The sequence below is a fragment of the Pseudomonas sp. RIT-PI-S genome, from assembly GCF_025642975.1.
In the GTDB taxonomy this organism is placed as follows: domain Bacteria; phylum Pseudomonadota; class Gammaproteobacteria; order Pseudomonadales; family Pseudomonadaceae; genus Aquipseudomonas.
This window is the reverse complement of record NZ_JANZKJ010000004.1, coordinates 24,140-39,467: the sequence shown is the minus strand read 5'-3', so window position 1 is coordinate 39,467 and position 15,328 is coordinate 24,140. Positions and strand designations below refer to the sequence as shown.

Below are 15,328 nucleotides of genomic sequence, written 5' to 3'. Positions count from 1 at the left end.
GATCCCCATGACAGAGCTCAACGACCAACTGCGCGACCTGTTGCCCCGGCTGAGGCGCTTTGCCTTGTCACTGACGCGCGACGTCAACAACGCAGACGACCTGGTGCAGGCAACGCTTGAGCGCGCGCTCGCCCGATGGAAAGGCAAGCGCGCCGACGGCGACCTGCGTGCCTGGCTGTTTTCCATCCTGTACCGCCGCTTTATCGACGGCCATCGTAGCGCCCGTCGCTACGCACGGATGCTCGAGCTGTTCAGCGGCCGAGAAGATGCCCAACCGTCGGCCGAACGTACAGTGATGGCCGAGGCCGCCTTGGGCGCGTTCGACCTACTCAAGCCGGAACAACGCGCTTTGCTGTTCGCGATCACCGTAGAAGGCTTGAGCTATCAACAGGCCGCAGACATGCTGGGCATCCCTATTGGCACGGTGATGTCTCGGCTTTCGCGCGCGCGTAAGGCGCTGCACCATCTCACCGAAGGCGAAATCACGCCCCCTCTGCGGATGCTCAAATGATTGCCCTGCCCCCGTCCGAACACGATCTCAATGCCTATGTGGATCAGCGCCTGCCGCCTGAGGATCGGCAGCGTCTGGAAGTTTGGCTGGCCACCCACCCAGAGGCAGCAGCGCAGGTACGCGCCTGGCAACACAATGCCCAGCAGCTTCGCGCAGCCTGGGTCGGCGCCTTGCAATTGCCGCCCAATCCGGACCTGGACCCCGCCATGATAAACCAGCGCCGGCGCCGGCGCCGCCTCGGCAACCTGGCCCGGGCAGCCGTGCTGATGCTGGCGGTAGGCGCAGGCGCGCTGGGGGGCTGGCAAGCGCGTGGGCCTCAGGCCCCAGGGCTTGTTGCGGCGCCGATGGCCGATGCCTTGCAGGCCTACCGAATGTTCGCGGTTCAGGGCATTTTGCCAGCCGACTATACCCCCCGGGGGAACGCAGACCTGCAGGCCTGGCTTGACCGCTACTTCAGCCGCGCGCAGCGACTGCCCGACCTACACGCCGCCGGCTTCGAGCCACGGAGCGCGCGCCTGCTCAACACCGACCAGGGCCCTGCCGTGATGGTCGTCTACGAAAATGCTGAGGGCCAGCGCGCGAGCTTCTACGTGCGACCGCCCGGGCCGGGCTTCCACATGTTGCCAAGGGGCAGCCGGCGCGAGGGTGAATTGCAGGCCGACTACTGGTCAGACCCCACCTACAACTACGCCATGGTGAGCGCGGTCGGCACCCCGCCTCAAGCCTTGCTGGAACGTGCCATGGGCGGCGGCATCTAGCGGGCGGTATGTATATACTCTGCGCCATTCAACGCTTAGACGAGACCGCCCCTTGGCTTCGAAACGCTCCTGGTTCAGCTTCGGTTCGGCAGCCTTCAACGGCCCACCGGTGGCTCCGGAAGAGGCGCTGGACGTTAAGGCGTTTTTCAGCGCCCGCGCCGAACGCCAGGGCTACACCCTCGGTGACAGCCAGGTTCGTGTGATCGACCGGCTCGCCGTGCGCGCCCCACTGCTGAACGATCCGCGGTCGCGACTCGAAGGCCCGCCCAGCCTCTATCTCTACGGCAAGGTAGGGCGCGGCAAGAGCTGGCTGCTGGACGGCTTCTATGAAGCGGTCGAACTCAAGGGCAAGCGCCGCTTGCATTTCCATGGCTTCTTCAACGACCTGCATGCCGGCATGTTTCGACATCAGGGGCAGGAGGACGCACTGGAACGCACCCTGGACGAACTCCTCAGCGGCTGCCGCCTGCTGTGCTTCGACGAATTCCATGTACACGACATCGGCGACGCCATGCTTATCCGGCGCCTGTTCGCCGCGCTCTTTGCCCGCGGCGTGCTGTTGATCGTCACGTCCAACTACTCACCCGAGGGCCTGCTACCGAACCCGCTTTATCACGAGCGCTTCCTGCCGGTGATCCGTTTGATCGAAGCCGAGATGGAAGTGCTGGAGGTGGGTGGCGAGCAGGACTACCGCGCCCAACCCGGCTCCGGTAGCCTCCAGCGCTTCGTCACAGGTGCCTATGTGGTGAACCCCACCGAGCAACACTACCGAGCATTGGGGCTTAGCGAACACGCCCTGGCGATCTTGCTGCAGGTGGGCAACCGCCCACTTCAAGCGCGAATGAGCGAGGGTGGCCGGGTGGCTTTCAGTTTCGCTCAGCTATGCGAAGCGCCCACCGCGGTCATGGACTACTTGACGCTCTGTGAGCGCTACGATGAATGGGTCATCACGGACCTACCGTTACTGGCCGGCTGTTCCATCGCGGTTCAACAGCGCTTCATCAACCTGGTGGATGTGCTCTACGACCGAGACAAACGACTCACCGTCCTGAGCCAGTACCCGCTCGCCGAGGCCCTCGCCGCGACCGCGATCGACCTGATGCGCAGCCAGAGCCGCCTCGGCCAGTTGCGGCAGCCTGGGGGGCATGAGTGAACACTCTGGAGAAGCTGCGTAGCGGCAAACTGGCCGGCGCCACTCGGCTGGACCTCAGCCTGGGCCTGAGCGAGTTGCCACCGGAGGTATTCTCGCTGGCAGATACCCTCGAAGTGCTCAACCTCAGTGGCAACCGCCTGAGTGCCTTGCCAGCCGAGATGCCCCGCTTGAAGCGGCTGAAAGTCCTGTTCTGTTCGAATAACCCCTTCAGCGCCTTGCCGGAGGTGCTGGGCGCCTGCCCGGCGCTGGAGATGATTGGCTTCAAGGCTTGCGAGCTCACACACGTTCCGTCGCAGGCGCTGCCGCCTGGCCTGCGTTGGTTGATCCTCACCGACAACCGCATTGCGCGACTACCTGACACCTTCGAGCGCTACACCAGGCTGCAAAAACTGATGCTGGCCGCGAACGACCTGCGCGAGTTGCCGCCGAGCCTTGCCGAGTGCCGTCGGTTGGAGCTGCTGCGAATCTCCAGCAACCAGCTGGGCGCCTTGCCGCCGTGGTTGCTGCAACTGCCACGCTTGGCTTGGCTGGCTTACGCGGGCAATCCCTTGTGCACATCGACGGACGTTTGCCCAACAAGCGCTGCATCCATCGAGTGGCAGGCGCTGACGCTAGAGCACAAGCTGGGAGAAGGCGCTTCTGGGCAGGTATACCAGGCACGTCTGGCCGAAGGTGAATCGGTAGCCGTGAAGTGTTTCAAAGGCACCCAGACCAGCGACGGCTCGCCCGAGGATGAAATCGCCGCAGCCTTGCAGGTAGGGCGCCACCCTAACCTGGTACCCATGCGTGGCCGGCTAGAGGGGCATCCGGAAAGTTTGCCGGGGCTGGTGATGGGCCTGATCGAGCCGAGTTACCAAGTGCTGGCAGGGCCACCGAGCCTACAGAGCTGCACACGTGACCAGTACGCCCCTGCCACCCGCTTCAGCGCCAGCACCGCGCGGACGCTGCTGGCCGGAATCGCCAGCGCCGCCGCTCACTTTCACCGCTATGGCGTGATGCACGGCGACCTATATGCCCATAACATACTGCGCCGTGATGACGGGCATGCGCTGATCGGAGATTTTGGCGCCGCCAGCCTTTACCGTGCTGATGGAGGCCATACGGCAAGGGCGCTGGAAGCCATCGAGGTACGAGCATTCGGCATTCTGCTGGAGGAAGTGTGGGCGCGCTGCGAGATGCCACCGCCCCACTGGCGCGCCCTGAGCGAAGCCTGCCAGCAGCCGGACCTAGAAGCGCGGCCACGCTTCACGGCGCTGGAGGCGGCGCTGGCATCATGAACCGGGGTACCTGCACAAGCGCCCACATGCTGCTCCCGCGCTCTTCCCATAATCCTGGAAGCGGGCGTTAGCCCGCGAACCGGGACACGGGCATCTCAGCCCGCGAGGCCCACATAGACGTTTTGCACATCGTCATGGCCATCGATGGCGTCGAGAAAGGCCTCCACTTCGGCCAGCTCGGCCTCGTCGGTGAGCGTGACCGGGTTTTTGGCCACGTAACCGATCTTGGCGGACAGCACGGTAAAACCCTGTTCAGGCAGCGCTTTCTGAACGGCGTCCAGGTCAGTGGTTTCGGTCAGGAATAGGGTTGCGCCTTCATCGGCGGGCTCGAAGTCTTGAGCGCCCGCTTCGATGGCGGCCAGTTCAGGGTCCGCATCAGCACTCGCTGGTGCGGCTTCGATCATGCCCAGGTGGCTGAAATCCCAGGACACCGAGCCTTCCGCGCCCAGTTGCCCTTTGCGGAAGAGCACGCGGATCTCCGCCACGGTACGGTTTACGTTGTCAGTCAGGCATTCGACGATCACCGGCACCCGATGCGGCGCAAAGCCTTCGTATTTGACCAAGGTGTATTGCACCACCTCCCCGCTCAAACCCGCACCTTTGTTGATGGCGCGCTCCAGCGTATCCCGGGGCATCGAGGCTTTTTTCGCTTGCTCCACCGCCAGGCGCAGGCGCGGGTTCATGTCCGGATCGGCGCCGGCGCGGGCGGCAATCTGAAGCTCCTTGGCCAGCTTGCCGAAAATCCGCCCCTTGGCGTTGGCCGCTGCTTCTTTGTGTTTAGCTTTCCACTGTGCGCCCATGACTATTCTCTTTTTCGCGTGCTTCAAACGCCGGCCCAGTTAGCCGACGCGGATTGCGCTGAGTTTATACGATTGGCTTTGCTTAAAAAAACAAAGGCCACCCGAAGGTGGCCTTTGCTGGCAGCTAGACGCTCGGTAGGCGGTGAATTACTTCACGGCCCAACCGGTCAGCTCGGCCAGGGCCTTGCCGATGTCAGCCAGGGAACGCACGGTTTTAACGCCGGCGTCTTGCAGGGCAGCGAATTTCTCGTCAGCGGTGCCTTTACCGCCGGAGATGATTGCGCCCGCGTGGCCCATGCGCTTGCCGGGAGGCGCGGTTACGCCAGCGATGTAAGACACCACCGGCTTGGTGACGTTGGCCTTGATGAAAGCAGCAGCTTCTTCTTCGGCCGAACCACCGATCTCGCCGATCATCACGATCGCCTCGGTCTGAGGGTCTTCCTGGAACAGCTTCAGGATGTCGATGAAGGTCGAACCCGGAATCGGGTCACCGCCGATACCCACGCAGGTGGACTGGCCGAAGCCTGCGTCGGTGGTCTGCTTGACCGCTTCGTAGGTCAGAGTGCCGGAACGGGAGACGATGCCGACCTTGCCTGGCAGGTGGATGTGACCGGGCATGATGCCTATCTTGCACTCGCCGGGGGTGATCACGCCCGGGCAGTTCGGGCCGATCAGGCGTACGCCCAGCTCGTCGCACTTGACCTTGGCATCCAGCATGTCGAGGGTAGGGATACCTTCGGTGATGCAGACGATCAGCTTGATACCGGCGAAGGCCGCTTCAAGGATGGAGTCCTTGCAGAACGGAGCGGGTACGTAGATGACCGATGCTTCAGCGCCGGTAGCTTCTACCGCTTCCTTGACCGTGTTGAACACGGGCAGGTTCAGGTGGGTAGTGCCACCCTTGCCCGGGGTCACGCCGCCGACCATCTTGGTGCCGTAGGCGATGGCTTGTTCGGAGTGGAAAGTGCCCTGGGAGCCGGTGAAGCCCTGGCAGATGACTTTGGTGTCTTTATTGATCAGGACGCTCATTACTTGCCCTCCGCGGCTTTGACGACTTGTTGCGCAGCGTCGGTCAGGCTGGTAGCCGCGATGATATTCAAACCACTTTCTGCGAGAACCTTGGCACCGAGTTCAGCGTTGTTACCTTCCAGGCGGACGACCACCGGAATTTTCACGCCAACTTCCTTCACCGCGCCGATGATGCCTTCGGCAATCATGTCGCAACGAACGATACCGCCGAAGATGTTGACCAGAACCGCGGCCACATTGGAGTCGGACAGGATGATCTTGAACGCTTCGGTCACACGCTCTTTGGTTGCGCCGCCGCCAACGTCCAGGAAGTTAGCAGGCTTGCCGCCGTGCAGGTTGACGATGTCCATGGTACCCATGGCCAGGCCAGCGCCGTTGACCATGCAGCCGATGTTGCCGTCGAGGGCAACGTAGTTCAGTTCGAACTTGGCGGCGTGGGCTTCGCGCGGGTCGTCCTGGGACGGGTCGTGGAAGGTCTTGAGCTTCGGCTGACGGTACATGGCGTTGGCGTCGATGTTGATCTTCGCATCGAGGCAGTGCAGGTCGCCGTCGGCCTTGATGACCAGCGGGTTCACTTCCAGCAGGGCCAGGTCGTGGTCCTGGAACAGCTGAGCCAGGCCGGTGAAGATCTTGGCGAACTGAGAAACCTGCTTGCCTTCCAGGCCCAGCTGGAACGCCAGTTCACGGCCTTGGAACGGCTGAGCGCCGACCAGCGGGTCGATGGTCGCCTTGAGGATTTTTTCCGGGGTGTCGTGCGCGATTTTCTCGATGTCCACGCCACCTTCGGTGGAGGCCATGAACACGATGCGACGGCTGGAGCGGTCGACGACGGCGCCCAGGTACAGCTCCTTGGCGATGTCGGTGCAGGACTCGACCAGGATCTTGGTCACTGGCTGACCGTTGGCATCAGTTTGATAAGTGACCAGGCGCTTGCCCAGCCACTGTGCTGCGAACGCCTTGGCGTCTTCGCGGCTCTTGACCAGCTTTACGCCGCCCGCTTTACCGCGGCCGCCAGCGTGGACCTGGGCTTTTACGACCCACTCGGTGCCACCAATCTTGTCGCACGCTTCTGCGGCGGCTTCTGGAGTGTCTACCGCGAAGCCCTTGGATACCGGCAGGCCGTACTCAGCGAACAGCTGCTTACCCTGATACTCGTGAAGGTTCATGCTTATTACCGTCTTCGTTAGGTACTGCGCTCTCGGCGCTGCGCTCGTTGGAGTGCCGCGCCACCTGTGACCACTGCTTGCAGCCGCGCCCGGTCGAAAGAAGCAGGCTTCTCTGCGCCGGGGCGCCGGGCTGCAAGGATGAGTCCGCCGTGCGTTCCGCGGCAAGCCTGTGAAGGCGAACGACGGGCAGCACGACGTGGTTTCTTGTTGTTAACGCTTCTTGCGATTGGCGATGTGAATGGCGCCGCCATTGACTGCCAGCGCGGCTTCATGCAGCGCCTCGGAGAGAGTCGGGTGCGAGAACACCATCATGCCCAGGTCTTCGGCACTGGTGCCGAATTCCATGCCGATGGCGCCCTGCTGTACCAGTTCAGCGGCGCTTGGGCCGATGACATGCACACCCAGCACGCGGTCGGTCTTGGCATCGGCGATGACCTTGACGAAACCGCCGGTGTCGTTGGCAGCCATCGCGCGGCCGCTGGCGGCGAACGGGAAGGTGCCGACGTTGACTTCAACGCCTTCGGCCTTGAGGGTCTGTTCGGTCTTGCCCACCCATGCGATTTCCGGGTGAGTGTAGATCACTGATGGGATCAGGTCGTAGCTCATCGTGGCCTTGTGGCCCTTGATGCGCTCGACGACCATGATGCCCTCTTCCGACGCCTTGTGCGCCAACATCAGGCCACGTACCACGTCACCGATGGCATATACGCCCGGTACGCTGGTGGCGCAGTAGTCGTCGACGAAGATGAACCCACGTTCGTCGATGTCCACGCCGCTGTCAGCTGCCAGCAGTTCGGTGGTGACCGGACGACGGCCGACCGCGACGATCAGTTTGTCGAAGACGATTTTCTGTTCGCCATTGGCGTCGGTGAAGGTGACTTCGACTTCTTCGCCATTGACCTTCGAGCCAGTGACACGAGCACCCAGGCGGATGTTCAAGCCCTGCTTGGTGAGGGTCTTGTAGGCTTCCTTGGACACTGCTTCGTCAGCGGCGGGGAGGAATTTTTCCAGTGCTTCGAGCACGGTGACTTCCGCGCCCAGACGCGACCACACCGAACCCAGCTCCAAGCCGATCACGCCAGCGCCGATGACGCCCAGGCGCTTGGGTACGCTCTGGAATTCCAGGGCGCCGGTAGAGTCCACGATGGTTTGCTGGTTGACTGGCGCCGGGGGGATATCGATCGGGCGAGAGCCGGAAGCCAGAATCACGTTCTCGGCCTCGACGACTTCAACCTTGCCGTCCGAACCGGTCACTTCGACTTTCTTGCCGGCCAGCAACTTGCCGTGGCCCTCGAGCAGGGTCACACCGTTGGCCTTGAACAGGGTCGCAACGCCGGAAGTGAGGTTCTTGACGATCTGCGACTTGCGGCCAACCATCGCCGGCACGTCCATGGTCACGCCAGCGTGGTTGATGCCGTGCGCCTTGAAGCCCACTTCGGCTTCGTGGAACTTCCACGAGCTGTCCAGCAGGGCCTTGGAGGGAATGCAGCCGACGTTCAGGCAGGTACCACCCAGCGCGGTCTTGCCTTCCTTGTCCTGGTATTTTTCGATGCAAGCGGTTTTCAGGCCGAGCTGTGCCGCCTTGATGGCAGCCACGTAGCCGCCAGGGCCGGCACCGATCACAACGACGTCGAATTTCTGGGTCATAAGAATTCCTTTGAGCTACAAGCTTCAAGCTACAAGCGTCAAGTCAGAGCGGTGAGACCTGGCGATGGCACTCGTCGCACCATCGCCATTCCACTTGCAGTTTGACGTCTGCAGCTTGCTGCTGGTTTTAGATGTCGAGGAGCAGGCGAGCCGGATCTTCCAGCAGGTTCTTGATGGTGACCAGGAAGGTTACGGCTTCCTTGCCATCGATCAGACGGTGATCGTACGACAGCGCCAGGTACATCATCGGGCGGATAACCACTTGACCGTTGATCGCCATCGGCCGTTGCAGGATGTTGTGCATCCCCAGGATCGCCGCCTGCGGCGGGTTCACGATCGGGGTCGACATCATCGAACCGAACGTACCACCGTTGGTAATGGTGAAGGTACCGCCAGTCATCTCTTCGATGGACAGCTTGCCGTCGCGCGCCTTCTTGCCGAAGGTGGCGATGCCGTTTTCAATCTCGGCCAGGCTCATCTGCTCGGCGTTACGCAGTACGGGGACTACCAGGCCACGGTCGCTGGACACGGCGACGCCAACATCAGCGTAGCCGTGGTAAACGATGTCGGAACCGTCGATGGAGGCATTCACTGCCGGGAAGCGCTTGAGGGCTTCGGTCGCAGCCTTGACGAAGAACGACATGAAGCCGAGGCGCACGCCGTTGTGGGTCTTCTCGAACAGGTCCTTGTACTTCGAACGCAGCGCCATGACTTCGGTCATGTCGACTTCGTTGAAGGTGGTCAGCATGGCCATGTTGGACTGTGCTTCGACCAGGCGCTCGGCAACCTTGGCCCGCAGGCGGGTCATCGGCACGCGCTTCTCGACGCGGTCGCCGGCGGCGGTAACCGGCGCGGCGGCGGCAGCGGCGGGCTTGGCCGCCGGTGCTTGCGCTGGAGCGTTCTTCTTCGCTTCTACCGCGGCGACGACGTCTTCCTTGGTGATGCGACCGTCTTTACCAGTGCCCTTGATGCTGCCCAGGGCGATGCCGTTTTCTTCCGCCAGCTTGCGAGCGGCAGGGCCGCCCAGCGGATCTTCGTCGGCATTGGCAGGCGCCGCGGCTGGAGCAGCGGCGGCAGTAGCGGGTGCCGCGGCGGGCGCGGCAGCAGCGGGTGCCGCGGCGGGCGCGGCAGCAGCGGCACCGCCTGCTTCGATCGAGCCAAGCAGCTCGTCGGAGAGAACGGTGTCGCCTTCGTTCTTGACGATAGCGCCCAGCACGCCATCGGCGGTGGCGAGAACTTCCAGCACGACCTTGTCGGTTTCGATGTCGACGATCAACTCGTCACGCTTGACGGCCTCCCCTGGCTTCTTGTGCCAGGTGGCAACGGTACCGTCGGCGACCGATTCCGGGAAAGTGGGGGCTTTGATCTCGATAGCCATTATCAGTGGTTCCTTAATTCGGTTTCAGTGCGCGTTGGCGTTAGACAGTGAAGGCATCGTGCAGCAGTTTTTCCTGCTGCTCGGCGTGCATCGAAGCATAACCACAGGCAGGCGCGGCGGACGCCTCGCGGCCGGCGTATTCCAGAACCAGCGCCTTGTTGTGGTTGCCGATGATGCGGCGCATATGATGCTGGCTGCTGTACCAGGCGCCCTGGTTCATCGGTTCTTCCTGGCACCAGACCACATTCTGCAGGTTGGTGTAGGGTGCGAGGATCTCCGCCAGGTCGTTGTCCGGGAACGGGTACAGCTGTTCCAGACGCAGGATGATGGTGTCTTCGCGGCCTTCGGCGCGGCGCTTTTCCAACAGGTCGTAGTACACCTTGCCGCTGCACAGGACCAGGCGAGTCACCTTGGCCGGATCGAGGTTGTCGAGCTCCGGGATCACGGTCTGGAACGAACCTTCGGAGAGGTCTTCCAGGGTCGACACGGCTAGCTTGTGACGCAGCAGAGACTTGGGCGTAAGCACCACGAGCGGCTTGCGCAGCGGCCGAATGACCTGGCGACGCAGCAAGTGATAGATCTGCGCGGGGGTCGTGGGCACGCACACCTGGATGTTGTGCTCGGCACACAATTGCAGGTAACGCTCCAAGCGCGCGGACGAGTGCTCAGGCCCCTGCCCTTCATAACCGTGCGGCAACAACATGGTCAGGCCGCACAGGCGCCCCCACTTGTTCTCGCCACTGGTGATGAACTGGTCGATCACGACCTGGGCGCCGTTGGCGAAGTCACCGAACTGCGCTTCCCAGATAACCAGGGAGTTGGGCGAAGTGGTTGCGTAGCCATATTCGAACGCCAGTACGGCTTCTTCGGAAAGGAAGGAGTCATACAGCTCGAAGCTTGGCTGGCCGGCGAACAGATGACGCATCGGCACGTAGCTGGTGGCGTCTTTCTGGTTGTGCAGGACCGCGTGACGGTGCGAGAAGGTCCCGCGACCGATGTCCTGGCCGGTCATGCGCACCGGATGGCCTTCGAACAGCAAGGTCGCGTAGGCCATGGTTTCGGCGTAGCCCCAGTTGATCGGCAGGCCGCCCGCTTGCATCTTCTGGCGATCTTCGTAGATCTTCGCCACCTGACGCTGAACCACCAGGCCTTCTGGGAGTTCGAGCAGCTTGGCCGACAGCTCTTGCAAGGTCTTGAGGTCGAAACGGGTGTCGTGGCGGGCGGTCCAGGCATGGCCCAGGTAAGGGCGCCAGTCGACGAACAGTTCCTTGTTCGGCTCCTTGACCAGGCTTTTCACCACGTGCAGGCCGTTGTCCAGCGCGCTGCGGTATTCGTCCACCTGGGCCTGCGCGGTCTCGGCAGTCAGGGCGTTGCTCTGGACCAGGCGCTCGGCATAGAGCTCGCGAGTGGTGCGCTGCTTGGCGATCTGCTGGTACATGAGCGGCTGGGTGCCGCTTGGTTCGTCGGCTTCGTTATGGCCCCGACGACGGTAGCAGACGAGGTCGATGACCACGTCACGCTTGTACTGCATGCGGTAATCGATGGCCAACTGGGTCACGAACAGCACCGCTTCCGGATCGTCGCCGTTCACGTGCAGGATCGGCGCCTGGATCATCTTGGCAACGTCGGTGCAATACTCGGTCGAGCGAGCGTCGCGCGGGTTGCTGATGGTGAAGCCGACCTGGTTGTTGATCACGATGTGCACAGTACCGCCGGTCTTGAAACCGCGGGTCTGCGACATCTGGAAGGTTTCGAGCACCACGCCCTGGCCGGCGAAGGCCGCGTCGCCGTGGATCGAAATCGGCACGACCTTGTCGCCAATGGCATCGTTACGGCGATCCTGGCGGGCGCGCACCGAACCTTCCACCACTGGAGAAACGATTTCCAAGTGCGAAGGGTTGAACGCCAGGGCCAGGTGCATTTCGCCGCCGGAGGTCATCACGTTGGACGAGAAGCCCTGGTGGTATTTCACGTCACCGGAACCCAGCTCGACCTTCTTCTTGCCCTCGAACTCGTCGAACAGGTCCCGCGGGTTCTTGCCGAACGTGTTGACCAACACGTTGAGGCGCCCACGGTGAGCCATGCCGATGACGATTTCCTTGGTGCCGTAGGATCCGGAGCGCTGGATGATTTCGTCCAGCATCGGGATCAGGCTTTCGCCGCCTTCCAGACCGAAACGCTTGGTTCCCGGGTACTTGGTGCCCAGGTACTTTTCCAAGCCCTCGGCCGCGGTCACGCGCTCGAGCACGTGGGCCTGCACCTCAGGCGAATACGCCGGGCGGCCACGTACGCTTTCGAGGCGCTGCTGGAACCAGGCGCGCTGATCGGAATCGACGATGTGGGTGAACTCCGCGCCAATGGTGCGGCAATATGTCAGCTGTAAGGCTTCCTGGATCTCGCGTAGGCTCGCTTCTTCCTTGCCGATGAACAGGTCGCCGGTACGGAAGGTCGTATCAAGGTCGGCATTGGTCAAGCCGTAATGATTGATCGACAGGTCTGCCGGGGCGGGCCGTTGCCACAAGCCCAGCGGGTCCAGCTGGGCCGCCTGGTGGCCCTGCATCCGGTACGCATGGATCATGCGCAACACTTCTACCTGCTTCTTCTCGTGCTCACTGCTCACGCTCCCGGCGGAAACCGGCTGAGCGCGACGCTGGTTCTTGGCCAACAAGACGAAGTGATCGCGAACGGTCGAGTGCGAAACATCGGGGGCGGTGCTGCCTTCGGCGGGCAACTTCTGGAAGTAGGTGCGCCACTCTTCTGGCACAGCGTTAGGGTCGTGCAGGTAAAGCTCATAGAGCTCTTCCACATAGGCAGCGTTACCACCTGAAAGGTAGGCGCTGTCCCACATGCGCTGCATCACGCTTTCTTGCATGCTTGGTCACCCTCGGTTAGGGGCCGCTACCGGCGCGAACCACGGTTAGCCTGAACACGTCCAGTGCAGCGACTTGAACAAAGGCACCAAGGGTCTGGCAGATAGTCCGGGTACCAGCCCGGATGCCCCTGCTGGTCTCATTTCTTCAAAGTAAAAGCACCGGCCTTTTGGGCCGCCGCTCAAGTTTTCGCCGCAGCCAGACTGGCGGGCCTGGATACGGCGTGCTTCTGGTGCAGCAGTTTGTATCAGATGCCGCTTTGCAGCAGCATGTTACGCACGTGACCGATGGCTTTTGTTGGGTTCAGGCCTTTGGGGCACACATTCACGCAGTTCATGATCCCACGGCAACGGAAGACGCTGAACGGGTCATCCATCGCTGCCAGACGCTCGCTGGTGCGTGTATCGCGGCTATCGGCAAGGAACCGATAAGCCTGCAACAGCGCGGCGGGGCCGAGGAACTTGTCTGGGTTCCACCAGAACGACGGGCAGGACGTAGAGCAGCAAGCGCACAGGATGCACTCGTACAGGCCGTCCAGTTTCTCGCGGTCTTCGGGCGTTTGCAGGCGCTCGATGGCCGGGGCCGGCGTATCGTTCTGCAGGTACGGCTTCACCTTCTCGTATTGCTTATAGAAGATGCTCATATCGACGACCAGGTCACGAATGACCGGCAGCCCAGGCAGCGGACGCAGAACCAGCTTGTTGCCCTTGACCACGGCCGACAGCGGCGTGATGCAGGCCAGGCCGTTCTTGCCATTGATGTTCATGCCGTCGGAGCCGCAAACGCCCTCGCGGCAGGAACGACGATAGGAGAAACCTTCGTCCTGTTCCTTGATCAACGCGAGCACATCCAGAACCATCAGGTCCTTGCCGCCGGTGTCGACCTGGAAGTCCACCATCTTTGGCGCGGCGTCCTGGTCCGGGTTGTAACGATAAACACTGACTTGCAACATAGCGGTCATCACCCTTAGTAGGTCCGGACTTTAGGTTCGAAAGCCGGCACGGTTTTCGGCGCGAAGTTCACGGCACGCTTGGCGACGCGCTTCTCACCCGGGAAGTACAGGGTGTGGCACAGCCAGTTCTCGTCGTCACGGTCTTCGTAGTCTTCACGGGCATGCGCCCCGCGCGACTCCTTGCGCTCCTCGGCCGCGACAGCGGTGGCCTCGGCGACTTCCAGCAGGTTCTGCAATTCCAGCGCCTCGATACGGGCGGTGTTGAACCCCTGGCTCTTGTCGTTGATCTTCACGTTGGCGATTCGTTCACGCAGGGTGGCCAACTGGGCAATACCCTTCTGCATGTACTCGCCGGTGCGGAATACGCCGAAGTAGTTCTGCATGCAGTTCTGCAGCTCGCGACGCAAGGTCGCGACGTCTTCGCCAGTAGTGCGCTCGTTCAAGCCGCTGAGGCGCGCCAAGGCAACGTCGACATCGGTAGAGCTGGCATTACGGTATTCGATACCGTCGCTCAGGGCTTTTTCCAGGTGCAAGCCAGCGGCGCGGCCGAAGACCACCAGGTCGAGCAGCGAGTTGCCACCCAGGCGGTTGGCGCCATGCACGGATACGCAGGCCACTTCGCCGACCGCGAACAGGCCCGGGATGATGGTATCGACGCCGTTGGCGTCCTGGGTGATCGCCTGGCCGTGGATGTTGGTGGCAACGCCGCCCATCATGTAGTGGCAGGTAGGAACGACCGGCACCGGCGCGACCACTGGATCGACGTGAGCGAAGGTCTTGGACAGCTCGCAGATGCCTGGCAGGCGGCTATGCAGCACTTCCTCGCCAAGGTGATCGAGCTTGAGCATCACATGATCGCCGTTCGGGCCACAGCCGTTGCCGGCGATGATTTCCTTGACCATGGAACGGGCAACCACGTCGCGACCGGCCAGGTCCTTGGCGTTGGGCGCATAGCGCTCCATGAAACGCTCGCCATGCTTGTTGATCAGGTAGCCGCCTTCGCCGCGGCAGCCTTCAGTGACCAGTACACCGGCGCCGGCGATGCCGGTGGGGTGGAACTGCCACATTTCGATGTCTTGTACCGGCACGCCCGCGCGCAGCGCCATGCCCACGCCGTCCCCGGTATTGATCAGGGCGTTGGTGGTGGACGCATAGATGCGACCCGCGCCACCGGTGGCCAGCACGGTGGCCTTGGAGCGGATATAGACGGTTTCGCCGGTTTCGATGCAGATGGCGATCACACCTACGAACGCACCGTCCTGGTTCTTAACCAGGTCAACGGCGTACCACTCGTTCAGGAAGGTGGTGCCCGCCTTCAGGTTGCCCTGATAGAGGGTGTGCAGCAGGGCGTGGCCGGTACGGTCGGAGGCAGCGCAGGTGCGCGCGGCCTGGCCGCCCTTGCCGAAGTCTTTCGACTGGCCGCCGAATGGGCGCTGGTAGATACGGCCGGTTTCGGTCCGCGAGAACGGCAGGCCCATGTGGTCCAGCTCGAAAACAGCGGCAGGACCTTCCTGACACATGTATTCGATCGCGTCCTGGTCGCCGATGTAGTCCGACCCTTTGACGGTGTCGTACATGTGCCAGCGCCAGTCGTCGTTCGGGTCGGCCGAGGCGATTGCACAGGTGATGCCGCCCTGGGCGGAAACGGTGTGCGAGCGGGTTGGGAATACCTTGGTGACTACGGCGGTCTTATGGCCGCCTTGAGCCAATTGCAGCGCGGCGCGCATGCCAGCGCCGCCGCCACCGATGATGATGGCGTCGTAATTGAGCGTACGGATGTTGGACAT

Annotated in this window: 12 protein-coding genes; 4 read left to right on the top strand and 8 right to left on the bottom strand. The window is 62.4% G+C overall.

Features of this window, described 5'->3' with window-relative positions:
• The first annotated feature begins 7 nt into the window (after nt 1-7).
• From OGL93_RS07940 to OGL93_RS07925, 4 genes are all read left to right on the top strand, one after another.
• Nucleotides 8-511, top strand: a complete 504-nt coding sequence (locus tag OGL93_RS07940; RefSeq protein WP_263261994.1) for a sigma-70 family RNA polymerase sigma factor — start codon at nt 8-10, stop codon at nt 509-511.
• The gene (locus OGL93_RS07935) at nt 508-1,269 is read left to right on the top strand and encodes an anti-sigma factor (RefSeq protein ID WP_263261993.1); all 762 of its coding nucleotides are present in this window, start codon (nt 508-510) and stop codon (nt 1,267-1,269) included. The genes OGL93_RS07940 and OGL93_RS07935 overlap by 4 nt, the downstream gene beginning before the upstream one ends.
• A 109-nt stretch (nt 1,270-1,378) precedes the next feature.
• Nucleotides 1,379-2,422, top strand: a complete 1,044-nt coding sequence (gene zapE / locus OGL93_RS07930) for a cell division protein ZapE (protein WP_263262329.1) — start codon at nt 1,379-1,381, stop codon at nt 2,420-2,422.
• Nucleotides 2,419-3,699, top strand: a complete 1,281-nt coding sequence (locus tag OGL93_RS07925; protein ID WP_263261992.1) for a leucine-rich repeat-containing protein kinase family protein — start codon at nt 2,419-2,421, stop codon at nt 3,697-3,699. Before zapE ends, OGL93_RS07925 begins: the two co-directional genes overlap by 4 nt.
• 95 nt (nt 3,700-3,794) lie before the next feature.
• Here OGL93_RS07925 and OGL93_RS07920 read toward each other — a convergent pair whose 3' ends face one another.
• From OGL93_RS07920 to sdhA, 8 genes are all read right to left on the bottom strand, one after another.
• The gene (locus tag OGL93_RS07920) at nt 3,795-4,499 is read right to left on the bottom strand and encodes a YebC/PmpR family DNA-binding transcriptional regulator (protein WP_263261990.1); all 705 of its coding nucleotides are present in this window, start codon (nt 4,497-4,499) and stop codon (nt 3,795-3,797) included.
• Between the two features lie 147 nt (nt 4,500-4,646).
• Nucleotides 4,647-5,528, bottom strand: coding sequence for a succinate--CoA ligase subunit alpha (sucD, locus tag OGL93_RS07915; RefSeq protein ID WP_263261988.1), 882 nt, complete (start codon nt 5,526-5,528; stop codon nt 4,647-4,649).
• Nucleotides 5,528-6,694 (bottom strand): ADP-forming succinate--CoA ligase subunit beta, encoded by a 1,167-nt coding sequence (gene sucC / locus OGL93_RS07910; protein WP_263261987.1) that lies wholly within the window; start codon nt 6,692-6,694, stop codon nt 5,528-5,530. The genes sucD and sucC overlap by 1 nt, the downstream gene beginning before the upstream one ends.
• A gap of 210 nt (nt 6,695-6,904) precedes the next feature.
• Nucleotides 6,905-8,341, bottom strand: coding sequence for a dihydrolipoyl dehydrogenase (gene lpdA / locus OGL93_RS07905; RefSeq protein ID WP_263261986.1), 1,437 nt, complete (start codon nt 8,339-8,341; stop codon nt 6,905-6,907).
• A gap of 127 nt (nt 8,342-8,468) precedes the next feature.
• Nucleotides 8,469-9,719 carry a 2-oxoglutarate dehydrogenase complex dihydrolipoyllysine-residue succinyltransferase gene (odhB, locus tag OGL93_RS07900; RefSeq protein WP_263261985.1) on the bottom strand — a complete coding sequence of 417 codons (1,251 nt, stop codon included), beginning with the start codon at nt 9,717-9,719 and terminating at the stop codon, nt 8,469-8,471.
• Between the two features lie 40 nt (nt 9,720-9,759).
• A complete protein-coding gene (locus tag OGL93_RS07895) occupies nt 9,760-12,591 on the bottom strand; it encodes a 2-oxoglutarate dehydrogenase E1 component (RefSeq protein WP_263261984.1) in 2,832 nt (943 codons plus the stop codon).
• Nucleotides 12,592-12,836: 245 nt separating this feature from the next.
• On the bottom strand, nt 12,837-13,541 hold the full coding sequence (locus OGL93_RS07890; RefSeq protein WP_263261982.1) for a succinate dehydrogenase iron-sulfur subunit: 705 nt from the start codon (nt 13,539-13,541) through the stop codon (nt 12,837-12,839).
• A 14-nt stretch (nt 13,542-13,555) separates the two neighbouring features.
• Nucleotides 13,556-15,328, bottom strand: a complete 1,773-nt coding sequence (sdhA, locus tag OGL93_RS07885) for a succinate dehydrogenase flavoprotein subunit (RefSeq protein ID WP_263261981.1) — start codon at nt 15,326-15,328, stop codon at nt 13,556-13,558.

Bases quoted from the DNA above. Each gene is read 5' to 3' on its own strand.
- OGL93_RS07940 (WP_263261994.1), top strand. From the start codon at position 8: ATGACAGAGCTCAACGACCAACTGCGCGACCTGTTGCCCCGGCTGAGG.
- OGL93_RS07935 (WP_263261993.1), top strand. From the start codon at position 508: ATGATTGCCCTGCCCCCGTCCGAACACGATCTCAATGCCTATGTGGAT.
- OGL93_RS07920 (WP_263261990.1), bottom strand. From the start codon at position 4,499: ATGGGCGCACAGTGGAAAGCTAAACACAAAGAAGCAGCGGCCAACGCC.
- sucD (WP_263261988.1), bottom strand. From the start codon at position 5,528: ATGAGCGTCCTGATCAATAAAGACACCAAAGTCATCTGCCAGGGCTTC.
- sucC (WP_263261987.1), bottom strand. From the start codon at position 6,694: ATGAACCTTCACGAGTATCAGGGTAAGCAGCTGTTCGCTGAGTACGGC.
- lpdA (WP_263261986.1), bottom strand. From the start codon at position 8,341: ATGACCCAGAAATTCGACGTCGTTGTGATCGGTGCCGGCCCTGGCGGC.
- odhB (WP_263261985.1), bottom strand. From the start codon at position 9,719: ATGGCTATCGAGATCAAAGCCCCCACTTTCCCGGAATCGGTCGCCGAC.
- OGL93_RS07895 (WP_263261984.1), bottom strand. From the start codon at position 12,591: ATGCAAGAAAGCGTGATGCAGCGCATGTGGGACAGCGCCTACCTTTCA.
- OGL93_RS07890 (WP_263261982.1), bottom strand. From the start codon at position 13,541: ATGTTGCAAGTCAGTGTTTATCGTTACAACCCGGACCAGGACGCCGCG.
- sdhA (WP_263261981.1), bottom strand. From the start codon at position 15,328: ATGTCCAACATCCGTACGCTCAATTACGACGCCATCATCATCGGTGGC.